At 64.9% G+C, this 21,536-nt stretch carries 20 protein-coding genes; 6 read left to right on the plus strand and 14 right to left on the minus strand.

The features are described 5' to 3' along the window. Positions 1-78: 78 nt before the first annotated feature. Together ACSE4D_RS08800 and ACSE4D_RS08805 are read right to left on the minus strand one after the other, a co-directional pair. Positions 79-1,974, minus strand: a complete 1,896-nt coding sequence (locus ACSE4D_RS08800; RefSeq protein ID WP_436327088.1) for a helix-turn-helix domain-containing protein — start codon at positions 1,972-1,974, stop codon at positions 79-81. A gap of 117 nt (positions 1,975-2,091) precedes the next feature. Then, complete coding sequence (locus ACSE4D_RS08805; RefSeq protein WP_425120099.1) at positions 2,092-3,390, minus strand: pyridoxal phosphate-dependent aminotransferase; 1,299 nt, start codon at positions 3,388-3,390, stop codon at positions 2,092-2,094. A gap of 269 nt (positions 3,391-3,659) precedes the next feature. Between ACSE4D_RS08805 and ACSE4D_RS08810 the strand changes: the two genes are divergently transcribed. Together ACSE4D_RS08810 and ACSE4D_RS08815 are read left to right on the plus strand one after the other, a co-directional pair. Then, positions 3,660-4,484: an ABC transporter ATP-binding protein gene (locus ACSE4D_RS08810; protein ID WP_436327089.1), complete on the plus strand. Its 825-nt coding sequence runs from the start codon at positions 3,660-3,662 to the stop codon at positions 4,482-4,484. Then, the gene (locus tag ACSE4D_RS08815; RefSeq protein WP_436327090.1) at positions 4,481-5,215 is read left to right on the plus strand and encodes an ABC transporter permease; all 735 of its coding nucleotides are present in this window, start codon (positions 4,481-4,483) and stop codon (positions 5,213-5,215) included. Before ACSE4D_RS08810 ends, ACSE4D_RS08815 begins: the two co-directional genes overlap by 4 nt. Here ACSE4D_RS08815 and ACSE4D_RS08820 read toward each other — a convergent pair. From ACSE4D_RS08820 to ACSE4D_RS08855, 8 genes are all read right to left on the minus strand, one after another. Beyond that, positions 5,190-6,668, minus strand: a complete 1,479-nt coding sequence (locus ACSE4D_RS08820; protein WP_436327091.1) for an amino acid permease — start codon at positions 6,666-6,668, stop codon at positions 5,190-5,192. The genes ACSE4D_RS08815 and ACSE4D_RS08820 overlap by 26 nt on opposite strands. Before the next feature lie 206 nt (positions 6,669-6,874). After that, positions 6,875-7,450 carry a GNAT family N-acetyltransferase gene (locus ACSE4D_RS08825; RefSeq protein WP_436327092.1) on the minus strand — a complete coding sequence of 192 codons (576 nt, stop codon included), beginning with the start codon at positions 7,448-7,450 and terminating at the stop codon, positions 6,875-6,877. Positions 7,451-7,532: 82 nt separating this feature from the next. Then, positions 7,533-9,326 carry an alkaline phosphatase gene (gene phoA, locus ACSE4D_RS08830; RefSeq protein ID WP_436327093.1) on the minus strand — a complete coding sequence of 598 codons (1,794 nt, stop codon included), beginning with the start codon at positions 9,324-9,326 and terminating at the stop codon, positions 7,533-7,535. A 165-nt stretch (positions 9,327-9,491) separates the two neighbouring features. Then, positions 9,492-10,385: an LPXTG cell wall anchor domain-containing protein gene (locus ACSE4D_RS08835; RefSeq protein ID WP_436327094.1), complete on the minus strand. Its 894-nt coding sequence runs from the start codon at positions 10,383-10,385 to the stop codon at positions 9,492-9,494. Beyond that, on the minus strand, positions 10,382-11,248 hold the full coding sequence (locus ACSE4D_RS08840) for a hypothetical protein (RefSeq protein ID WP_436327095.1): 867 nt from the start codon (positions 11,246-11,248) through the stop codon (positions 10,382-10,384). The genes ACSE4D_RS08835 and ACSE4D_RS08840 overlap by 4 nt, the downstream gene beginning before the upstream one ends. A 38-nt stretch (positions 11,249-11,286) precedes the next feature. Next, on the minus strand, positions 11,287-11,931 hold the full coding sequence (locus tag ACSE4D_RS08845; protein WP_436327096.1) for a SipW-dependent-type signal peptide-containing protein: 645 nt from the start codon (positions 11,929-11,931) through the stop codon (positions 11,287-11,289). Between the two features lie 88 nt (positions 11,932-12,019). Then, positions 12,020-12,610, minus strand: a complete 591-nt coding sequence (locus tag ACSE4D_RS08850) for an alternate-type signal peptide domain-containing protein (protein WP_167854341.1) — start codon at positions 12,608-12,610, stop codon at positions 12,020-12,022. A 180-nt stretch (positions 12,611-12,790) separates the two neighbouring features. Continuing rightward, on the minus strand, positions 12,791-13,447 hold the full coding sequence (locus ACSE4D_RS08855) for a signal peptidase I (RefSeq protein WP_436327097.1): 657 nt from the start codon (positions 13,445-13,447) through the stop codon (positions 12,791-12,793). A 149-nt stretch (positions 13,448-13,596) separates the two neighbouring features. Here ACSE4D_RS08855 and ACSE4D_RS08860 point away from each other — a divergent pair, with 149 nt between their 5' ends. The 4 genes from ACSE4D_RS08860 (at position 13,597) to ACSE4D_RS08875 (ending at position 17,310) form a co-directional block, all read left to right on the plus strand. Continuing rightward, complete coding sequence (locus tag ACSE4D_RS08860) at positions 13,597-14,577, plus strand: ABC transporter ATP-binding protein (RefSeq protein ID WP_436327098.1); 981 nt, start codon at positions 13,597-13,599, stop codon at positions 14,575-14,577. 1 nt (position 14,578) lies between these two features. Then, the gene (locus tag ACSE4D_RS08865; protein WP_436327099.1) at positions 14,579-15,439 is read left to right on the plus strand and encodes an ABC transporter permease; all 861 of its coding nucleotides are present in this window, start codon (positions 14,579-14,581) and stop codon (positions 15,437-15,439) included. A gap of 61 nt (positions 15,440-15,500) precedes the next feature. Further along, complete coding sequence (locus tag ACSE4D_RS08870; RefSeq protein WP_436327100.1) at positions 15,501-16,727, plus strand: sensor histidine kinase; 1,227 nt, start codon at positions 15,501-15,503, stop codon at positions 16,725-16,727. Further along, complete coding sequence (locus ACSE4D_RS08875) at positions 16,705-17,310, plus strand: response regulator transcription factor (protein ID WP_436327101.1); 606 nt, start codon at positions 16,705-16,707, stop codon at positions 17,308-17,310. The genes ACSE4D_RS08870 and ACSE4D_RS08875 overlap by 23 nt, the downstream gene beginning before the upstream one ends. Positions 17,311-17,313: 3 nt before the next feature. Here ACSE4D_RS08875 and ACSE4D_RS08880 read toward each other — a convergent pair whose 3' ends face one another. The 4 genes from ACSE4D_RS08880 to ACSE4D_RS08895 all read right to left on the minus strand — a co-directional run bounded on the left by ACSE4D_RS08880 (position 17,314) and on the right by ACSE4D_RS08895 (position 21,504). Continuing rightward, entirely contained in the window at positions 17,314-18,447 is a 1,134-nt protein-coding gene (locus ACSE4D_RS08880) for an ABC transporter permease (protein WP_436327102.1), read from the minus strand. Further along, positions 18,444-19,331, minus strand: coding sequence for an ABC transporter ATP-binding protein (locus ACSE4D_RS08885; protein WP_135537797.1), 888 nt, complete (start codon positions 19,329-19,331; stop codon positions 18,444-18,446). The genes ACSE4D_RS08880 and ACSE4D_RS08885 overlap by 4 nt, the downstream gene beginning before the upstream one ends. A 143-nt stretch (positions 19,332-19,474) precedes the next feature. Continuing rightward, on the minus strand, positions 19,475-20,143 hold the full coding sequence (locus ACSE4D_RS08890; RefSeq protein WP_135537798.1) for a response regulator: 669 nt from the start codon (positions 20,141-20,143) through the stop codon (positions 19,475-19,477). Then, positions 20,140-21,504, minus strand: a complete 1,365-nt coding sequence (locus ACSE4D_RS08895; protein WP_135537799.1) for a sensor histidine kinase — start codon at positions 21,502-21,504, stop codon at positions 20,140-20,142. The genes ACSE4D_RS08890 and ACSE4D_RS08895 overlap by 4 nt, the downstream gene beginning before the upstream one ends. Positions 21,505-21,536 lie beyond the last annotated feature (32 nt).

The raw sequence follows: 21,536 nt of genomic DNA on the forward strand, positions 1-21,536 counted from the left end.
GGACAGGGTGCTGCTGTGCTCGCATCGTGTGGAGTCCGCTCCCGCCGCGTGGAGTCCCTCCCGCCGCGCGAAGCGCGCTCACCTCGGATGTGCGAGTCGGTCCAGACGCAGCGCCACTTGCAGACGGAAGGCGAACTCCGGGGCTCTCCACCCCTCGCCGAGGACCTGATCGACGCGCTCGAGGCGCTGCTTGACGGTGTTGATGTGCACCGACAGTGCGGCAGCGGTCCTGCTGATGCTCCCGTTGCTCTCGAAGTACACGCGGACTGTGTCGGTGAGCTCGGCGGAGTGCTTGCGATCCCAATCGCGGAGGGGCCCGAGCAGACGGTCGATGAATCTGCCCACCTGTTCCGGGGCCGTGCCGAACATCGCGGTATAGGGAGCGAAGTCCGCGGCCGGATGGATCCCCTCGTCGATGCCCAGAGAGTTGAGGATCCGCACACACGACCACAGCTCGTCTTCGACCACGGCCAGCTGCGAGCGGTCGCAGTCGGAGTCGGAGGCGACGACGAGGCACCCGCCCAGGACGTCCGGCTCTGCGCTGAGCCGCTTCAGGGACAGGCGAGAATCCGCGACAGAGCTGGGAATGAGGACGGTGAGGCCGGGGGAGCGCTGGGTGAGCAGGATGCGCGGTTCGATCCGGGCCAAGCGTGCACCGAGGTGCTCGTCGACTCCGGGACCCGCCTGGATCGTCATCATCCGCCACGGCCCGGCGAGACTGAAGTCGTTGAGCCGAGCACGGGCCTCGAGCTCGTCGAGGGACCGGGTCCCGGCGATGAGATCGACGGCGAGCTCCCCTCTGACCCGGTTCTCGGCGTCGGCCCGTGCCTGCGCGTTCATGTGGATGAGGGCCAGCGACTGCGCGGCCTGAGCGACGATGTTCGCATCGCCGGCGGCGGGGGCGGTGTGGAAGCGGACGAAGAGCCCGCTGTGCTGACGTCGGTGTGAGGCCACCGAGGCGACGAGCAGGTTCTCGGCTCTCGGCACCTCGGCGCTGCGCCCGGTCTCCCTGCTGGTCTCCAGCGCAGTGAGCATGTCGGTCCTGTCCGCCTCGAGGTCGGCGAAGAAGCTCGCCTCGTCGGAGAAGACGTGCTCGTGATCGGGGAAGTCGGGGGACTTCAGACGCGCGCTGTCGATGACGAGCACCTCCGCGCAGAGCATCGTGGCGACGGCGTCGGTGACCGCGGAGCCTCCCCGACCCTGGAGGACCAGTCGAGTCAGATGCTCCTCGACCTCGACGAGGCGTCCCAGCGTCGCGGCCTGAGCGGCGGCCGATTCCTCGGCCTCTGCGGAGCTCCGGGCGGCCTCGGCGAGCTCTCCCATGAGTCGCGCCGTCTTGAGCACCACCGAGGCGTGGTCGGCGAGGGCCGAGAGCAGAGTGATCTCATCTGTGGTGAATTCGTGCGCATAGCGGTTGGCGGCGAAGAGGGCACCGAGGACCTCCCCGTCGACGACCATCGGCACCCCGAGGAGCGACTCCATGCCTTCGGCTCTGACCGCGGAGTCGACCTGTCGCTCGTGCGGCAGCTGGGTGACATCGTAGTTCGAGGTCCACTGGGCGGCCCGGTCGCGCACGACCCGACCGGCCAGGCCGATTCCAGGAGGGACGTGCAGGGTCGTGAGCTGGGAGGAGATGGCTCCTCGACTGGCCTTGACGCGCAGCTCATCGGTATCCGGATAGTACTGGGAGAGATAGGCGATATCGCATCCGATGAGCGATCGGGCTCGGTCGACGAGCTTCTGGAGCAGCCGTGTCGTGTCGCGAACCCGGATGAGCTCTGAGGCGCTTTCGAGCAGGGCCGCTCGTTCGCGGTCCTTCTGCTTCCACCGGGTCATCGTGGCCGACAGGTCGACGAGGGCCTCGATGAGCTCAGGCGACTCACCGCACTGCTGTTCGAGGGCACGCCGGTCGATGGGATTGCCGCGGGACAGCCGGCCGATGACCTCGGCGACGGAATCTGCGGAAACGGTCACTCGCCCACCTGTGTCCTCCACCATGGGCTCATTGTCTCAGTGCCTCTCAGTTCACTCGCAGCTCGTCGAGATCGGCGGTGGTGACCATGACAGTGCTGACTGAGCTTGGTCGCGGCCTCAACCCGCCGCGGCCGAGGTCGTGCGCATCGAGTGACCGGCTTCCGTCCGTTCCCGCACGATCGGCAGCTCACACGTCGAATTCGCGACCTGACGGTAACCGGACAGGAACGTGTCGAGCCGTTCGATCGCCTCGCTGAGCACCTCGACCGAAGGCAGGGTGACCAGACGGAAGTGGTCGGGCTTCGGCCAGTTGAAGGCCGTGCCGTGGGAGACGAGGATCTTCTGCTCGCGCAGCAGATCGAGGGCGAACTGCTCATCGTCGGTGATGCCGAACTTCTCGACATCGAGCTTCGCGAACATATACAGAGCACCGTCGGCCCGGTGAGCTGAGACCCCGTCGATCGAGTTGAGCCCTTCGTGGGCGACCTGCATCTGCGCACCGAGGCGACCGGTCGGCAGGACGAGATCGTCGATCGACTGCTTCCCGCCCAGTGCCGCCTGGATGGCATGCTGGGCAGGCACGTTCGAGCACATGCGCATATTCGCCAGCAGCTTGATCCCCTCGAGGTAGCTGTGTGCCTCCTCCAGCGGTCCGGTGATCGCGAGCCAGCCGGAGCGGTACCCTGCGACTCGGTAGGCCTTCGACAGTCCCGAGAAGGTCAGGCACAGCACATCGTCACCGGTCAGTGTGGCCATGTTGACCAGCTCGACGCCGTCGTAGGTGATCTTCTCGTAGATCTCATCGGCGAAGATCATGAGCCCGTGACGGCGGGCGATGTCCGCGATCTTCTTCAGCGTCTCCTTCGAGTACACCGCACCGGTCGGATTGTTCGGGTTGATGACGACGATGCCGCGGGTGCGTTCGGTGATGCGGGATTCGAGGTCGGCCAGATCCGGCTGCCAGGCGTCCTCCTCGGCGCACCGGTAGTGGACCGGTGTGCCGCCGGACAGTGCCACCGAGGCGGTCCACAGCGGGTAGTCGGGTCCGGGCACGAGGATCTCGTCCTCGGGATTGCATAGAGCCTGCAGGCTCAGAGTGATGAGCTCGCTGACGCCGTTGCCGAGGAAGACCTCATCGGTGCTGAGATTGTGGATGCCGCGGGTCTCGTAGTACTGGACGACAGCGCGGCGGGCGGAGAGGATTCCCCGCGAATCCGAATAGCCCTGCGTGACCGGAAGGTTCGCTGAGATGTCCTGGACGATCGCCTCGGGGGCTTCGAAGCCGAACGGAGCGGGGTTGCCGATGTTGAGCTTGAGGATCGTGTGACCGGCGGCTTCCATCGCCTGGGCCTCTTCGAGAACGGGTCCCCGAATGTCATAGAGGACATTGGCCAACTTCGACGACTGCCTGAACATGTGAATCGTGGAACCTTTCATCCGATTGCTGCTACACCCACGCTAGGCCCCTCGCCGAGGCGGTTCTGACCACACAGAGGCCCGTTTCCCAGACCTTTGCCGGTGCCGGCGGATCGTTGTGCAGACCTTTCGGGGCTCGGTCTCACGATACTCCGGGGCACGTCGTGGATTCGGGCCCGGTGTCCCCTGCGCCAGACGCACCCCGGGTGCGGCACCAGTGACTGTTCGAACTGTTGACCTCAGACGGCTCCGGGTGTCTCATTCAACAGATGATGAACAATTCGGTCGAGGTGCGCAGTCTCACGGTCCGCCGCGGTCGCAAGACCGTCATCGACGCCCTTGACCTTGACGTGCCCCGCGGAGCGATCGTCGGGCTCCTCGGACCCAGCGGCAGCGGGAAGACGACGCTCATGCGCGCCATCGTCGGTGTCCAGATCGTCTCCGGCGGGAAGATGGACGTGCTGGGCCGTCCGGCCGGGTCCGCTGCGCTGCGCCACCGGGTCGGCTACATGACTCAGGCGGCCAGCATCTACGACGATCTGAGTGTGCGGGCGAACCTGCGCTACTTCGCACGTGTGCAGGGAGCGCCGAAATCCGAGGTCGATCGCGTGCTCGAACGCACCGACCTCACCGGCCAGGCCGATCAGATCGCCCGCACGCTGTCGGGCGGGCAGGCCAACCGGGTGTCTCTGGCCGCGGCGATGCTCGGTTCTCCGGATCTGCTCGTTCTCGACGAACCGACCGTGGGACTCGATCCGCTGCTGCGCGCCGATCTGTGGGAGCTCTTCCGTAGGCTCGCCGAGGAAGGGACGACGCTGCTGGTCTCGAGTCATGTCATGGACGAGGCGACGCGCTGCGATCGACTGCTGCTCATGCGGGAGGGCGCGATCATCGCCGATACGACTCCGCACGATCTGCTCGCCGGCACGGGGGCCGCCTCGGCGGAGGACGCCTTCCTCCGCATCATCGACAAGGACATATCGGCACCGGGTGCCTCTGGGCGCGGGGGCGGTTCCGGCACTCGTCTGCTCTCGCGAGAGGGCCGAGGTCGCACCGGCCGGGGACATGGCGCGAAGGCAGGAGGGCGGCGATGAACCCGCTGCGCACCCTGGCGACGACGGGACGCGTCCTCGTCCAGATCCGCAACGACCCGCGCACGATCGCTCTGCTGCTCATCGTGCCCAGCCTGCTCATCGGTCTCGTGGCCTGGATCTTCGACGAGACCGAGGTGTTCTCAACGATCGGGCCGGCGATGCTTGCGCTCTTCCCGTTCATCGTCATGTTCCTCGTGACGAGCATCGCGACCCTGCGCGAACGCCGCAGCGGAACCCTTGAACGGCTTCTGTCGATGCCTTTGGGCCGCGGGGACTTCATCCTCGGCTACACTCTGGCGTTCGGTCTGCTCGCCATTGTGCAGACGGCAGTGGCCGTCGGATATGCGACCATGATCTGCGGACTCGAGATCGAAGGTTCGGTCGGGCTGCTCTTCGTCGTCGCGATCGCCGATGCTCTGCTGGGGACGGCCTTGGGACTGTTGGCCAACGCGTTCGCCCGCACGGAGTTCCAGGTCGTGCAGTTCATGCCCGTCTTCGTCTTCCCGCAGATCCTGCTCGGCGGGATCTTCCTCCCGCGCGACCAGCTGCCCGAGGTGCTCGAGACCATCGGTGACTGGCTGCCGCTGTCGCACGCGATCGATGCGCTGAATGCGGTTTCGACCGGCGGTGAGGATGATGCCTACATCTGGCTGCGGGTGCTCTTCATCGCCTGCTGGATCGTCGGTGCGATCATCGTCGGGTCGCTCACTCTGCGCCGTCGGACGCCGTGATCGGTTCGGTGCGGTCGCTGAGTTCGTAGTGTCGGCGACCCTCGCCGCGGATGAAGGCGAGGTAGCACAGCCCCAGCGCAGCCACCCACAGCAGGCCGACCCAGAGGGCCGGACGTGAGTCGGGGACGATGCCGACCATGACGACGACGAAGACGATGAACGCCACGGTGATCCACGAGCCGAGCGGCCACAGGGGGATGGGAAATTCGCTGGGCAGGCGGTTCTCCTGGGCGATCACGCGCTTCATCCGCAGGTGAGCGGCGAGGATGATCAGCCACACCAGCAGCGTCGCGAAGGTGGCCAGTGCTCCGAGCAGGAACAGTGCCTGGTCGGGATAGAGGTAGTTGAGGGCCACGCCGACCAGCAGTGCGACGATCATCGTGATCACCGTCATCACGGGCACGCCGTTGCGAGAGGTGCGGGCGAACGATCGCGGTGCCTGACCTTGTTCGGCCAGACCGTGGAGCATCCGACCGGCACCGAAGACATCGGCATTGATGGCCGACAGGGCGGCAGTGATGAGAACGACCTGGAGGATGGCCGCCGCTGCTGTGAAACCGACGGAGTCGAAGATCGCGACGAAGGGACTGGTCTCCGACGTGATCTGGTTCCACGGCAGGATGCACATGATCACGCCGAGGGTGAGCACGTAGAAGAGGAGAATGCGCACCGGCACCGAGTTGATGGCGGCGGGGATCACCCGCTTCGGGTTCTGCGCCTCACCGGCGGTGACTCCGATGATCTCGACGCCTCCGAAAGCGAACATCACGATGGTGAATGATGAGAGCAGCCCCCAGAACCCGTGCGGGAGGAAACCGCCATGATCGACCAGTGCCTGCGGTCCCATCTGGTCGTGGTCGGCGATGCCGAAGCCGAAGACGATGATGGCCACGCCGGCGGCGATGAGGACGATGATCGCGATGATCTTGATCAGCGCGAACCAGAATTCCAGCTCACCGAAGATCTTGACGCCGATCATGTTGATCGCGGCGATGAAGAAGACGACGGCCAGCACCCAGATCCACCGCGGCACGTCGGGGTACCAGAACCCCATGTACACGCCGATCGCTGTGGCGTCGAAGACGGCGACGAGGATCATCTCGAAGGCGAAGGTCCACCCGACGAGGAAGCCGGCGAAGGGGTGAAGATAGTGAGAGGCATACTGGCCGAAGGAGCCCGAGACGGGGTGCCGGACGACCAATTCGCCGAGGGCGCGCATCACCATGAAGACGGCGGCGCCGCCGATGATGTAGGCGAGGAGCACTGCCGGGCCGGCGGACTGGATCGACTCCGAGGAGCCCATGAAGAGCCCCGTGCCGATGGCTGAGCCGAGGGCCATGAATCTGATGTGGCGGGCAGTCAGGCCTCTGCGCAGACCGACGTTCTCTCTGCCGCCGTCGGTGTGTTCATCCGTGGGCACTGCCTCGCTGCGATCCTTGTCGGCTGGAGCCATCGGTGTCTGCTGTCCTCTTCTCTCGACTGCCCGTGGCCACCTGCCCGTTCGATCGACGGGCCAGGCTTCACGGCCACCTCAGATTCTCACACCGAGAGGGCCGCAGAGTACGCGCCCTGGAGCAAAGAGTCAGAGATCTCAGAAACTCGAGTCGGACAGCCGGTGCCGGCGAAGTCCTCGGACCGGAGGTGACGCTCTCGGTGCACTCAGGCCGTCTGCCGATCGCTTGAGAGCATTCCGAAGACGAGGGTGTCGGTCCATTCGCCTTTCGACCACCAGTCCCTGCGCAGGTGCGCTTCCTGTCGCATGCCGATCCTCTGAGCCAGTTTCGCCGAGGCGGTGTTTCGGGCATCCATCTGCGCGAACACCCGGTGGAGTCCGTAATGGTCGAAGGCGAGGTTGAGGACCGCGATGGCCGCTTCGGTGGCGAAGCCGTGACCGGCGGCGGCCGGATCGAGGATCCACCCGACCTCGGCCTTCTCCTCGCTGTCGTCGGCGAGCCAGATCGCGATATCGCCGATGACTCGTGACCCCTCGAGCGAATCGAGGCCGTCGGCGGTCTCGATGACCAGGGCCAGGGCACGCGAATCTGTCTCGAGCCCCGTGCGGGGGAGGCGTTTGTCGATCTCGGTCTCGGCCACCTCGGCGGTCCAAGGCTCCTGGAGGAGGAACCGGGAGACATCCTCGCGGGAGTAGATGGGAAGGTGCGTCCTGGCATCGGACTCGCGATACGCGCGCAGAACCAGTCGGTCGGTGGTCAGGGGCAGATCCAGCGGGTCCATGAGCTCACTGTGCCAGGCGAACCTGTGAGTGGGACGGACGATGCCGGACGCTTCGCTGGGAGCGTCCGGCCTCGTGCGCGGTTCAGGCGGGGAGGATCCCACGGCGCTTGGCCATGCGGATCAGAGCCGATCCGCCGATGATCGCGGCCACGCCGAAGAAGACCGCGGCACCGATCTCGACGCCGGTGCGCGGCAGGGTTCCGCCGCCACCGCCGGCCAGCCCCGGGCCTTCGCCTCCGCTGCCGGAGCCGGCATTGCCTTCGCCGCCTTCGGAGCTGCCATTCGCGCCGGTTCCGCCACCGGCGGCATCGTTCGAGCCGTTGGAGTCCTCGGATGCGTTCGAGTCCTGAGAGCCTGCCGAACTGTCATCGCCGCCGGTATCGGACGAACCTGAGGCAGTGGCAGAACCGTTCGCGTCATCCGTGCCCGCCGAGTCGTCATCGCCGTTCGCATCGTCGCCCGGGTCGCCGGGCACTTCGGCCTCGGGGTCGAGTCCCAGGCCGTCGGCGATCGTAAAGTGCATGTCCGTCTGATCGGTCAGTCCGACGACGTTGGCGGCACCCGGTCCGTAGGCGGCGATGCGCAGCTGCGTGCCCGTGTGGCCCTGCGACTCCTCTTCGTCCGCGGTCGCGTAGTTCATCGTCATATCGGTGCCGTCGGCGGTGGTCAGTGTCCGGGTCAGACCCGGAGTGTCCGAACCGGCGGAGACGATCTGGCTCGTGTGGGCGTGGTCGGCGGTCGTGATGACGAGAGTCTCGCCGTCCTCCTTCGCGAAGTCGAGGGCGGCCTTGACCGCTTCGTCGAGGTCGACGGTCTCACCGATCTGACCGCACGGGTTCGCGGCGTGATCCTCCTTGTCGATGCTTGCTCCCTCGACCTGGAGGAAGAATCCATCGTCGTTGTCGAGCAGGTCGACGGCCTTGTTCGTCAGCTGATCGAGCTTCGGCACATTCGAGGTGCGCTCGGGGTTGTTCTTGCATTTCACGGCCGGTTCGGTGCCGCCTCCGTGGGTGGCCTTCGGGCCCTCCCAGCGAACGGGGAAATTGCCCTCTGTGAAGAGTCCGAGCACCGGCGAATCCTGGTTCGCCTCGGTGAGGGAATCGAGTGAGTCGGAATCATCGACGAGCTGATAGCCGCGATCTTCGGCCTGCTCGAGCAGCGTCTGGTCCTTCCAGTCACCGGCGGTGGCATTCTGTTCGAAGGAGGCCGAGCCGCCGCCGAGGGTGACATCGGCACGAGCGTTGATGATCTGCTCGCTGATTGAACCGAGCCCACCGTTCTCCAGCGCCTCATCCGAGCAGTCCTCGCTTGTCTCTTCCGGCCCGTAGCAGCCGCGGAGGCTGATGTGGGTCAGCTGCGCGGCCGGTGTCGCGTCCTGGATCTCCGCGGTCGAGACGTCGCCGGTCTTCATTCCCTTCGCACGGGCCATTTCGATGAGGGTCTTGTGCGGGTTGCCCTTGCGGTCGATACCGAGCGCCCCGTTGTAGGTCTTCGTACCCGAGGACCAGCCGGTGGCGCTCGCAGCGGAGTCGGTGACGTAGTCCGGCTTGCCGGTGTCCTTGTCCACCGCATAGGTGGTGTACTGCCCGGTCATCGGCAGTGCGTCGAGACCGTCGAAGCGTCCGTGGGCGCCTTTCGCATAGTTGCGGGCGGCGGTGATCTCGGAATCGCCCATGCCGTCGCCGATGAGGAGGATGACGTTCTTCGCGCCGGAGTCCTCGACCGCGTCGCGGATGGCGTCGGTGTTGTCACCGTCGAGCTGGCGGGCTCCGCCGGGTTCGTCGATTCCCGAAGCCTGGGCGGGGCTTGCGACTCCGAAGAGCGCGAAGCTGAGAGCGCCGGTCGCCGCAGCGATTCGCAGGGTTCTCCTGGCCATGTGCCGTCCTTTCGTAGAGAAGCACACAGACGTTCACCGAAGATGCGGTCCGAGCCGTACCGACGGCAGGGCTCGGACGAGCGCGTGAGCGTCTGTGTGCGAGCAGACGGCTTCCAACTTACTCAGCTTTCTCACAAAGTGAGTGGAGGGAATGTGAAGCCTGAGTTAACTCGCAGTTCTGTGTCGGCGACGCCGAACAATGGCGATCACGATGACGCCGAGGAGCAGCAGACCGGCGCCGGCGAACAGCATTGACAGTGATCCGAGTCCCGTCCGCGGAAGCGACCCGTCGGCATCGGACCCCGCATCTGCTGTTGTGTCTGACGTTCCGAGATTCGTGCCGCCGGAGTCCGATTTGCTGCTGACGTCCGAACCGGCGCCGGATTCCGAGCTGCCGTCGGCTGCGGTGTTCTCCTCACCTTTCGACTTCGATCCTGAGGCGGCAGTGGTTCCGCTGCTGCTGTCTGCAGAGGAGTCGTCATCCTGATCTGAGGCAGAGGCATCCGCTTCGCTCGATGCACTGTCGTCGGAATCCGCCGCGGAGTCCTTCGGGGGATCGGTCGGCGGAGAAGTGGGGCCGACACCGTCACCTTGGGCTGTGACGATGACGCGGAATCGCGCCCGTTCTCGCTTGGTGTCGTTCCCGGCCGAAGCGGGCAGGCGGACGGATACGGTGATCGATTCCTTGTCCTCCGGACTCAATGTTCCGAGCCAATAAGGGGAATCGGCATCGAGTGCTTCGCCGAGGGGAGCAGATACCGAATTGCCGAAGCCGCTGATGGTGACCTCAGCCGAATCATGGAGTGGGCCGTGTGGGGAGGTGGCCTCGAAGCGAATACCGGTCGAGACGTCCTCATCTGTCGTCTGTGTGACGACGAGTTTCTCCGTCTTCGTATCGCCGGGCACGAAGGTGAGGTCGGTGAAGAGCTTGCCGGGTGGGCTGCCGTCGGGTCGGGTGACGACGATCTGACCTTCGGCGCTCGCCGCTGCGGGTGCGACGATCACCAGGGCCAGGCCGAGGACTGCGGCCAATACCGAGACGACAAAACGGCGGGTCATCGCACGAACACCTCAAGGACCATGTCATCACTCGGTGCGGTCGCGCCCCACCATTCGATGACGACCCACTGGACCTGGCGCCCGTCGGTGCTGGTGATGTCATTTTTGTAGGAAACGAGATTGACCGGCTGGGCAGTGGGCGGTGAGAGGAGCCCACCAGACCATTCCCCGGATCCTTTCCAAAATGCCGTCGCGAGGTACTCCACCGAGTTGCTGACCGTTCGAGTTCCTGAATCGTCGGATTTGAACCCACTTGAGAACGTCGGATGAGGATCAATATTGAAGTTGTGAACGAGGAGGGAATACGACGGCGAGGCGTTCGTCGCAGTCTTAGTACGCCCCGACGACATGATCCAGGCATATTTTGCGCGATCATCTCCGCCGAGTCGAGCACCGACGAGCCCAGATGTACCTTCGCGATGGAGCTTCGTGAGCTCCTGTCCCAAACCGCTCGACGGGTTGAGCCGACGAGAGGGGAGGCCGCTTCCATTGACTGGCTGGAGCCAGTTGAGCGCCGGAGAAGCGGAAGTGTTTCGCCACGAGGTGACTTTGATGTTGGAGCCAGTCGTCAGCGAGCTGCTGCTGCATGCCCAGGCTCGGACTCCGAGTCGACCGTCTCCGCCTCCGGATCCGAACTCACCATTGCGGACAGCAGGGACGATGATCATCGACGAACCGCTTGATGAATAGGTGGGAAAGTCCTTCAGTCGATACACGTTCGGCTGCTCGGCGGGGTTCGGGACCGAGCACCAGCGGCCGACGCCGCCTATGGTTTGGCTGGCAGTGCTCTTACTGGTCAAGTATGCCGTCGTAGCGCCCACCGGGACGAGCAGGAAAAGTGCAGCGAGGATGGCGGTGATCATCCACGCCTTGCGTGTCGCAGGTTTCGAGAAGCGGCGGGTCACGGCTTCCCCGCTTGCTTGAGTTGAGCCGAATTCTTCATCGTGAAAATTGACTGCACGTCCAGGTTCGCGCTGCGACGATTGAGGAGCTCGACGGCGACGTCGACTTTCTTTCCAGCCGAATTTGTCGCAGTCGCCGGCATGGACAGGTCAAGAATGATGTCCAGGGAATCGCCCGGCTTGAGTGTCTTGCCCAGATCCACTGAATAAGAGAATCCGCTGGACGAGAAAGCGGAATCGGGAATGTTCTTCTTCGTGCCGTTGATTGTGGTTGAGGCACGGAGATAGGGGCGCATGACGGCGTAGTCGTCGGTGCTCGACGGCGTTCCGGCGATGTCGAGCGTGCCGGTGGCTGCGGTCGCCGAATTCGCTGAGTTCGTCACCGTGTACGTCCACCGTTGTGCCTGTGCGCCCGGGATGATTCCGTTGCTGCCTGAAGTCACGACGATGCTCGGATTCGACCCGATCGATTCGTTTGTCGGACCCTTTTGGGCGATCGTTGCGGTCAGTGTCCCCGCCTGGACCGTCGTGGATTCCGATTCCGCGGAATCGGACCATGCCGCATAAGTCACGCCGCCGCCGATCAGCAGCGCGCCGGCCGCAGCAGAAACTGCGGCAGCGAACACTGCGCGACGGAGAGACATTCTCGTGCTCCTCATGTGGAGGCGGGGATTGAGGACGAGCCGGAGGGTGGGTTCGAGTCAGTCGAACCCACCCTGAAAACGAAAGGGGTCAGTTCCCGGGGACCTGAGTGAGGGTGTAGTCCACGGCGAAATTGAGCGAGCCGAGCTTGGCGTCGTTGTACTGCCCCTCGGTTCCCCAGGGGAAGGTGATGGTGGTCGTCACTTCGACCGAGCCGTCACCTTCACCGGCGAGCGTCTCTCCGTCGAGGGAGAGGTCGCCTGTTGCGCCGGTCAGACCGGTGGCGGCGAGATCCTCGGATTCGATGGCCTCAGACAGGGCCGTATCCGCGGTGCCATCGGTTGAGGGAGTCACGTCAATGCTGCCGTTGAACTCCGCCTTGATGTTCTCGCCTTCGAGGGTGACGGGAATGGACTGTGTGTAAGAGAGCACGTCTCCGGGAACGATCTGGTCCGCGCTGGGGTCGAATGCCACCGGTTCGGTGGCTGTTCCGCTGCCGTCGCCTTCGTGGCTGATCTCCCAGCCGCCGCCTGCGGGAGAGCCGAGATCGAGTGTTCCAGCCGAGATCACTCCGTCGCCGCCTTCAGCTTCGTCCGTCCAGAACGAAACGGTGCCGGCTCCGCCGACGAGGAGAGCGACGCCGATGCCGCCGGCGATGAGTGCCTTCGTTGATTTCTTCACGTGTGATCCTGTTTTTACTGGAGAGGGGTGGTTGTCGACGAGCGAAGTCATGAAAAAATCACATATTCAACTTCAGCCATGTCATATGCAGATAATCTGCATTCACAATTAATGATAACTGCAAATATTACAACAGGCAATGTTGATTATTCGATAGAGAGGTGATCTTCAACTCAGAGATCATTCTGCGGAGTCGTGCGTGGATGAAAGCCGTCTTTTTCGGCGCTGGTCAACGAGGCTTCGGGTCAACATGATGACGGCATAGCCGATGAGCCCGATGCCGATGACGGTTGCGATCGTCTGTCTGTTGCCCATCGGGACCAGTTGCCCCAGATATCCGACGAACGGTATGTGATAGATGACCACTCCGCGGATCTGCTCAGGGCGGACCGGAAGCGGATCCTCAGCGTTGTTCGCATCTCCTTGAGTCCGATAACGAGTCTGACCTTCGACGATGTCGACACCGACGACTCGGTGCGTGACAGTCAAGGGCTCTCCCGACTTCAGTTGGTAGGTGATGACATCACCGAAGGCGACGTCATCGGCTCCGACGTGTTGGGACACGACGATCGAGCCCGTCGGAATGGTCGGTTCCATCGATCCCGAGATGACGGTGTAGGGCTCGGCCCCGATGACTCGCGGAACCAGCACGGTGAGCACGATGATCAGGGCGAAAAGTCCCGCAAGCGTCCAAGCGATCACCTGCAGAGCGATGCTCAGCCCCCGCTTCCACGGTAAGCGTGGTTGTCCGGACTCTTCCTCTCGGCGCTGCCGTCTGCTGACATACGAGGAGACGGCCTCCTCGGCCTGAAATTCATCGGAAGAATTTTCGGACATATCTGACAGTTTGCCAGTTTGCGGCAGATACAGTTGCCAGCACGGTGGAATTTCCATTCTTTCGTCGTGAGATCCAGTGACAAATGGCACCCCGCACTCGGTGACAAATGGCATCAGCGCACGCGAGCACTGATTTCTAGTGTGTGAACATGACTTCACAGACAACGTCCCACACACCCGCTTCGGCCGTTCCGGTCCACCGCGGAGCCGTCACCGCCTCCGCGGTCGCCCTCAACCATCTGACGAAGAGCTTCGGCGGCATCACAGCCGTCGACGATCTCGACCTGACGATCCGCCCCGGCGAGGTCGTCGCCTTCCTCGGACCCAACGGAGCAGGCAAGACGACGACGATCGACATGCTGCTCGGCCTCAGCCGACCCGATGCAGGAGACGTCGAGATCTTCGGCATGCCGCCTCGGCGAGCCGTGTCTCTCGGCTACGTCAGCTCGGTCATGCAGACCGGCGGCCCGCTCGATGACCTCACCGTCCGCGAAACCGTCGAATACACATCCGCGATCTTCGCCTCTTCCCTCGACACCGATCTCGTTCTCAAACGTGCAGGAATCGCCGAAATCGCGAACTCGGTCGTGAAGAAGTGCTCGGGCGGGCAGAAGCAGCGTCTGCGCTTCGCCATGGCGCTCCTGCCCGACCCTGCCCTCATCGTCCTCGACGAACCGACGACCGGGATGGATGTCACCGGCCGCCGCGACTTCTGGCACCAGATGCGCGCTGATGCGCTGACCGGCAAGACGATCCTCTTCGCCACCCACTACCTCGAGGAGGCCGACGAATTCGCCGACCGCGTCATCCTCATCGCAGACGGGAAGGTCGTCGCCGACGGTTCGGCCCATGAGATCCGCGGCATGGCCGCAGCGAAGACTGTGAGCGCGACCCTGCCGCTGACCGACGGCGAGCCCACCGCCGAGGCGGGCGTGGCCGAACTGGTCGACCTCCTCGGCGGCCTGGCCGGAGTCGAATCCATCGACGTGCAGGCCAGGCGCCTGAGAATGCGCACCACCGACTCCGATGCGGCCGCGAAGATGCTGTTCGACAACGCCTGCACCGACCTCGAGATCACCTCTCACTCCCTCGAAGACGCCTTCATCAGTCTCACAGCGAAAGGGGCATGACATGTCCACCCAGCCATCGACTCAACCGCCATCGACCCAACCGGCCGGATCCTCGAAGGTGCGCACGGCACCAGGGGCCGCCTCGGCGAGGTTCCTCTCCTCTCTTGACGACCGCAGGATCCCCCGCTTCGGCGGATTCTCGGCCACCCTGCTCCGGCTCGAGCTGCTGCGGAAGCTGCGCAACCGGCGCACGCTCATCTTCACGATGATCATGCCTGCGGTCTTCTATCTCATCTTCGGCCTGACGAACAAGGACGAGATGCTCGGCAGCACGAATGCCGCGCTCTACATCTCCGTGTCCCTGGCGACGTACGGAGCGATGATCGCCACGACCACCGGCGGCGCCCAAGTCGCGATCGAACGGGCCCTCGGATGGAGTCGCCAGCTGGCGCTGACGCCGCTGCGCCCGGCGGCGTACATCCTCATCAAGGTGATCGTGTCCATGGTCCTCGGCGCGGTGTCCGTCATCGTCGTCTTCGTCCTCACCGCGATCACCGGCGTCCATGCGCCCCTGACAACGCTCGTCTCCTCCGGACTTCTCGTCATCCTCACGTCCTGTGTCTTCGCGGCCTTCGGCGTCATGCTCGGTTATCTGCTGCCCGCCGAGAACGCGATCCAGGTGGCCAGCATGGTCCTCGGCATCCTCTCCCTCATCGGCGGACTCTTCGTCCCGCTGGAGATCTGGCCGGACACCCTGCAGACCATCGCCCGCTTCACTCCGGCCTACGGAGTCGGCGAAATCGCCCGCGCACCGCTGGGCGGGGGTTACGATCATTGGGCGATCGTCAGTGTCCTCGTCTGGCTTGCGATCTTCGTCGCAGGATCGGCCCTGGCCCTGCGCCGGGACACCTCGCGGGTGTGACGGCCGACCACGTCACGGCCTGCAGGGGACGCGCGAACCCAACGATCACGTCAGGAGCACAGTGACCGCGAACGACACCACCGGCGGGGCGAGGGCAGGGTCCTCGCCCGCCGGGCTGCGCCCGCTGAACTTCATGAGCTGGTTCTTCCCGTTCTTCTGGCTCGTCTTCCTCTCCTATCCGCTGGCCGCCTCGCTGCGGCTCGATGGGGCACAGCGGTTCTGGGGCGTGAGCCTCACGGTCGCCTTCGCAGTCGTGTTCTACCTCGGCATGATCGCCGGCGGCATCGGTCTGGGCACCTTCGTCCGGACGATGCGCGACCCCCGCGCTCACCGCACACGACAGGCCCTGATCGTCGTCAATGCGGCGCTCATCATCATGATCGCCATCACCGTCGTGGCCGTTCCCCTCGTCGGCGAGGCGGCACTGTCGTATCTGGCCTATATCTCTGTGATCGCTGTGGTGTCCGTGCGGCGGGTGATCCCCGGACTCGTCATCGCGGCCTCGACGCTCATCGTCGCCGAGGTGGCCCAACGTCTCGTCCCCGGGTGGAGTCACGACTGGTCGGCCACCTTCGGGATCTCGATCTCCGGGTTCGCCATGGTGATGGCACTCATGGCCGGTGACCGGTCCAGAGCGGCCCGGCAGGCGGAGGAGGAGAACCGCCGTCTGGAACGCGAGACCGAACGACTGCGCGTGTCCCAGGTCGTCCACGATGTGCTCGGCCACTCCCTGACCGTCATCGCGCTCAAAGCGCAGCTGGCGGCGAAACTCGAAGCCGCAGGGTCCCCCGATGCGGCCCGGCACATCGCCGAGATCGAAGAGCTCGCCCGTGGTGCGCTCGCCGACGTTCGCACCACGGTGCAGGGAACGCGCACGATCTCCTTGGCCGAGGAACTCGTCGAAGCAACCCGGGCGCTGCGGGCCGCCGACATCACGGTGGAGGCTCCGACCTCGGTCGATGTCGTCGATCCCCGCCTGCGGGAACTGTTCGCGTGGAGTCTGCGCGAAGGCAGCACGAACATCCTCCGGCATGCCCGAGCGCAGCGGGCGACGATCACCCTCGAAAGGCACCGTCTCATCATCAGCAACGACACCGCCGGCCGCGGCGACCCCACTCACCCAGCCACGACGCTCGACCTCGGCGAAGTGGGGGCCGGAACCGGGCTGCGGGGCCTGCGGGAGAGAGCTGCGGGCGTGGGGGCGCGAGTGCGCACTCGGAAGACCGATGCCGGATTCGACCTTGACGTCGACGGAGGTGAGGCCCGTGACGACGCTGCTCATCGCTGACGACCAGACCATGGTCCGCGAAGCGCTCGCCGCCCTGCTCGGCATGGAATCCGACTTCGAAGTCGTCGCGCAGTGCGCCCGCGGCGACGAAGTCCTGCCGGCGATTTCGAAGACCCGTCCGGACGTGGCGCTGCTCGACGTCGATATGCCCGAACCCGACGGACTGAGTGTCGCCACCACGTTGCACAAGGAGTTTCCCCGGGTCAAAGTCATCATCGTCACGACCTACGGACGTCCCGGATGGGTCAAACGGGCCTTGGACGCCGGGGTCAGCGGGTTCATGGTCAAGGACGCTCCGGTCGACCACCTCGCCGACGGCATCCGCCGCGTCATGTCCGGAATGTCGGTCATCGACCCCGAACTCGTCGTCGAATCGACGATGCATGGGTCCTCCCCGCTGACCGCCAGGGAGACCGATGTGCTGCGCACGGCCGCGGACGGGGCCAGCGTCGACGAAGTGGCCGCGACGCTCCACCTCTCGACCGGCACCGTGCGCAATCGTCTGTCCTCGGCGATCGGGAAGACGAATGCCCGCAACCGTGCCGATGCCGCGCGGATCGCCGAGGAGAACGGTTGGCTGTAGGCCTCAGCCCCGTGGACGGCGCAGCGCCTGCCCCCAGGACAGCTTCGGGCCCGACTGCAGGATCGAGCGTTCGAAGATCCGGGTCGCCAGCAGCAGCGCCAACAGCGTGGTGATGACGAGGATGAGCAGGGAGACCAGCGGCTCCCACCAGGCGATCGTGCCGAGGAAAACGCGCATCGGCACGGCCACTGCCGCCGAGAACGGAATGTAGGACAGCACCGCCATCACCGTTTCGTTCGACGAGAAGATGATGACGCCCATGTAGGGCAGGAAAATGAGCATCATGATCGGCATACTCGTCGACGGCAGATCCTCGGTGCGCGAGACCAGTGAGGCGGCGGCCGCATAGAGGGCGGCGACCATGACGAAGCCGATGATGAAGAGGGGGACGAACCAGGCGATCGGTTCGGCCACCGATCCGAGCACGAGGTCGTTTCCGCTGATCGCGGCCCCGGTGAGAACCGCGACGGCAGTGAGGCCGATCTGGGCGAAGGCGAGGATCGTGCACGCGATGACCTTGCCGAACATGAGCACCCGCGCCGAGGTGGACGCGAGCAGAATCTCGACGATCCGTGACTGCTTCTCCTCGACCACGGACGAGGCGATCGTGTTTCCGAACGTCATCGCGGCCATGAAGAACACGAGCCCGAGGCCGAGCCCGATGAGGTACGTGAGCGTGGGATCCGGGGCATCGGGGTCGAGGAGCTCGACCTCGGGGGTGAGGCTGAGTGCGCCGATGAGCGACTCGGGTGCCGAGCGCAGAGACAGGACCGCGACCCCGGTCGGCGAGTCCTTCGACTCGACGACGGCCGCGTCGACCTTCTCGGAGGTGACCAGGGCCTTCGCCTCATCCGCGTCATCGACTGAGACCGTTTCGATGCCCTCGATTCCGTCCACGGCCTTCGCCCCCGCCGAGGTGACCGCCACCTCGTCGGTGGAGGAGAAGAGAGAGGGCAGCGCCCCGGAGACCCCGACGAGGACACCGAGGATGACGATGCTCAAGATCGTCGAGACCATGAAGGCCTTGGACTTGAGGCGGACCATGATCTCGCGTTCGATGACGAGTCCGATGGCGGTGGTGAAACCTGCGCGGTGCGAGCGGGCGCTGGCGGCGGTGTTCGTGTCTGTCGTGCTCATGCCTGTGTGACCTCCTGGAACAGACGGTTGAGGGCGACTTCGTGCGGCCCGAACGACGTCACCGAGGACACGGTGAGCGCGTGGCGCAGAACCGCCTCGGCGGTGTCGGAACTCGGGGCGGTGAAGCGGGCCCAGCTGCCGTCGAGTTCGACGACGGAGACATCGGGCATTCCGCGCACCCAGCCGAGGTCGGAGTCGGTCTGCAGGGTCCATTCGGGCAGGCTGCGCTGGCGGCGCAGCTCTTCGGTGGTGCCGGCGGCGACAAGGTGGCCGTCGTTGATGATGACGATGTCGTCGACGAGTCGTTCGACGAGGTCGAGTTGGTGGCTGGAGAACAGCACCGGGGCGCCGGAGGCGGCGAAAGAAGTGAGCACGTCGAGGGTGCGTTCGACGGCGGCGGGATCGAGGCCGGAGAACGGTTCGTCGAGGACGAGCGCCTGCGGATTGTGGATGAGGGCGGCCGCGATCTGGACCTTCTGCTGGTTGCCCAGGCTCACTGATTCGAGGGTGTCGGTGGGTTCACCCTTGAGGTCGAGCTGGTCGAGGAGCTCGAGACCGCGCTTCTTCGCCGCTTGGCGGGTCAGGCCGTGGAAGCGGGCGAGATAGATGAGCTGATCGATGATCGGCATCTTCGGGTAGAGGCCGCGCTCTTCGGGCATGTACCCGATCGCACTGCGATGGCTCGGGGTGATCGGGGCGCCGTCGACGGTGATGTGACCGGAATCGGCGGCGAGGACTCCGAGGAGGATTCGCATGGTCGTCGTCTTGCCGGAGCCGTTCGAGCCGACGAAGCCGGTCATCCGACCGTCGCCGATGTCGAAGCTGAGATCGTGCAGCACCTGCTTGCTGCCGAAACTGCGGTTGATGTTCTCCAGGGTGATCATGCCACAACGCTATACGGAGACCAGCCGCCTGAGATCCGCCGTGAGGGTGAGTTCGAGCCCCTGCCTGCGGGGGAGATTCGACGCACTTCTCAGCGATTCGACACCGATCACATTACTGCCGTTGTCGCTTCGGTGGTCTCATCTCAGCCCTTGTCGTGCTGACCGATCGCCACGACCCCGTTCTCATAAGCCCAGATCACTGCGTGGATGCGGTCGCGGATGCCGAGCTTGGACAGCAGATTCGACACGTGGGTCTTCACGGTGGCTTCGCCGACGAAGAGGTCACCGGCGATTTCGGAATTGCTCGATCCCGTCGCGACCAGTCTGAGCACTTCGAGTTCTCGTTCGGTGAGCTGGTCGAGCTCCGGTGCCGCGGGGGTCGTCGGTTCGGGGGTGGACACCGAGCGTTCGATGACGCGCCGGGTCACCTCGGGGGAGAGGAGCCCGTCCCCGTGTGCCAGAGCCGTGACGGCATCGATGAGCTGTTCGGCCTTGGCGGTCTTGAGGAGGAAGCCGCTGGCCCCGGCGGCCAGCGCCTGGAACAGGAAGTCATCGCGGTCGAAGGTCGTGAGCATGAGGACCGCTCCGGCCGCGCCTCGGCGGACGATCTGGGCGGTCGATTCGAGGCCGTTCATCACCGGCATCTGCACGTCCATGCAGATGACGTCGGGGGAGAGCTCGAGGGCACGATCGATGGCGATCTGACCGTTCTCGGCCTCTCCGACGACGGCGATGCCGTCCTCGCTCTCGAGGATCGTGCGGAAACCGGTGCGGACCATCGACTGGTCGTCGACGAGGAGAACTCGAATCATCTGGTTGCCTTCACTGAGTTGTCGGGCCCGGGGGAGTCGGAAGCCGATGCGGTCGCCACTGGGTCGGTCGCGGCGGCCGGGTCGTCGGCCGCGGGTTCGGCGTCGCTGTGAGGATAGGGGAGGCGGGCGCGGACGAGCCAGCCGCCGCGGGACTTCGGCCCCGCTTCCAGGCTGCCGCTGAGTGCGTTCATACGCTCTCGCATACCGATGATGCCCAGGCCCAGGCCTTCCCCGGCCGACCGGTCGGCCGCAGCGCCGGAGCGGGCAGACCCTTCGCCGGTCGGGCGGGAGTCGCTGACTTCGACCTCGAGACCGGTGGTGCCGTATCGCAGCCGCACATCCACCTCGGCGCCGGCACCCGCGTAGCGGGAGCAGTTGGTCAGGGATTCCTGGATCACGCGATAGATCGACAGTTCGGTGATCGGGGTCAGTGGTCGGGGGCTGCCGATCGTCGTGAACTCGACGGTCTGCCCGGACCGCTGTGCGGATTCGATGAGTTCGGGCACATCGCCGAGGCCGGGGTTGCCCTGCGCAGGCGCTCCTTCGGTGCTCGATTCGTCCGAATCGCGCAGGGTGTAGACGAGCGCGCGGAGTTCCTCGACGGTCTCCCTTGTCGAGGATTCGATCGTCGCCAGCGATTCGGCCGCCTTGTCCGGATTCTTCGTCAGACTGCGTCGGGCCGCCGCTGCGTGGATGCCGACTCCGGCGATGTGGTGGGCAACACCGTCGTGGAGTTCGCGGGCGATACGCACCCGGTCGAGTTCGAGAGCCTGCTGGGTCAGACGCTTCTCCTGTGAGCGGACCTCGTCATTGGCAGCCCGAAGTTCGGCCAGCAGCTGCCGCTGCTTCCACGCCCGATCGCCGAATACCCAGGCACCGCCGAAGTAGGCGACGTTCGTCAGCAGATTGACGCCGAAGCTTGCCGCGACCTGCATTGCGGTCATATCGGACAGATCGTTGAACTGGAGGCCCAGCGCGAGGACTAGGTAGACGAGGATGCCGAGGCAGTAGAGTGCGCGGGAGATGAAGGCGGCTCGGCGGTTGCTCTGCCAAGCTCCCACCGAGTAGAGACCCATGAACAGGATGATCTGGGTGACGCCGGGCTCCATGGCACTGGACACCTGTGCTCCGACGAATATGATCACTTGGATCCAGGCGACCTGGCTGGGGTAGCGTCGCCGCCAGATCAGTGGCAGGGCGACCGCCGTCGAGGCCAAACACAGCACCCAGAGCGGCGCCTCGAATGGCCAATATCCACCAGCCGTGTACAGCACCGCGAAGATCATCGAAGCGACCGCTAGGGCGACGACCAGATAGACATCACCCCGCGTGGGTCTCAAAGACGTCGCGTTCTCTGCCATTCCTCCAGCTTAGTCAGTCCGCTGATGCCGCG

It is taken from the genome of Brevibacterium sp. FAM 27836 (assembly GCF_051351055.1).
GTDB lineage: Bacteria > Actinomycetota > Actinomycetes > Actinomycetales > Brevibacteriaceae > Brevibacterium.

Excerpts from the sequence above, each read along its gene's own strand:
- ACSE4D_RS08820 (WP_436327091.1), bottom strand. The coding sequence starts at position 6,668 with ATGGCTCCAGCCGACAAGGATCGCAGCGAGGCAGTGCCCACGGATGAA.
- ACSE4D_RS08865 (WP_436327099.1), top strand. The coding sequence starts at position 14,579 with ATGTCCACCCAGCCATCGACTCAACCGCCATCGACCCAACCGGCCGGA.
- ACSE4D_RS08825 (WP_436327092.1), bottom strand. The coding sequence starts at position 7,450 with ATGGACCCGCTGGATCTGCCCCTGACCACCGACCGACTGGTTCTGCGC.
- ACSE4D_RS08890 (WP_135537798.1), bottom strand. The coding sequence starts at position 20,143 with ATGATTCGAGTTCTCCTCGTCGACGACCAGTCGATGGTCCGCACCGGT.
- ACSE4D_RS08810 (WP_436327089.1), top strand. The coding sequence starts at position 3,660 with ATGATGAACAATTCGGTCGAGGTGCGCAGTCTCACGGTCCGCCGCGGT.
- ACSE4D_RS08885 (WP_135537797.1), bottom strand. The coding sequence starts at position 19,331 with ATGATCACCCTGGAGAACATCAACCGCAGTTTCGGCAGCAAGCAGGTG.
- ACSE4D_RS08860 (WP_436327098.1), top strand. The coding sequence starts at position 13,597 with ATGACTTCACAGACAACGTCCCACACACCCGCTTCGGCCGTTCCGGTC.
- ACSE4D_RS08845 (WP_436327096.1), bottom strand. The coding sequence starts at position 11,931 with ATGTCTCTCCGTCGCGCAGTGTTCGCTGCCGCAGTTTCTGCTGCGGCC.
- ACSE4D_RS08855 (WP_436327097.1), bottom strand. The coding sequence starts at position 13,447 with ATGTCCGAAAATTCTTCCGATGAATTTCAGGCCGAGGAGGCCGTCTCC.
- ACSE4D_RS08880 (WP_436327102.1), bottom strand. The coding sequence starts at position 18,447 with ATGAGCACGACAGACACGAACACCGCCGCCAGCGCCCGCTCGCACCGC.
- ACSE4D_RS08840 (WP_436327095.1), bottom strand. The coding sequence starts at position 11,248 with ATGATCACCGCCATCCTCGCTGCACTTTTCCTGCTCGTCCCGGTGGGC.
- phoA (WP_436327093.1), bottom strand. The coding sequence starts at position 9,326 with ATGGCCAGGAGAACCCTGCGAATCGCTGCGGCGACCGGCGCTCTCAGC.
- ACSE4D_RS08835 (WP_436327094.1), bottom strand. The coding sequence starts at position 10,385 with ATGACCCGCCGTTTTGTCGTCTCGGTATTGGCCGCAGTCCTCGGCCTG.
- ACSE4D_RS08815 (WP_436327090.1), top strand. The coding sequence starts at position 4,481 with ATGAACCCGCTGCGCACCCTGGCGACGACGGGACGCGTCCTCGTCCAG.
- ACSE4D_RS08895 (WP_135537799.1), bottom strand. The coding sequence starts at position 21,504 with ATGGCAGAGAACGCGACGTCTTTGAGACCCACGCGGGGTGATGTCTAT.
- ACSE4D_RS08805 (WP_425120099.1), bottom strand. The coding sequence starts at position 3,390 with ATGTTCAGGCAGTCGTCGAAGTTGGCCAATGTCCTCTATGACATTCGG.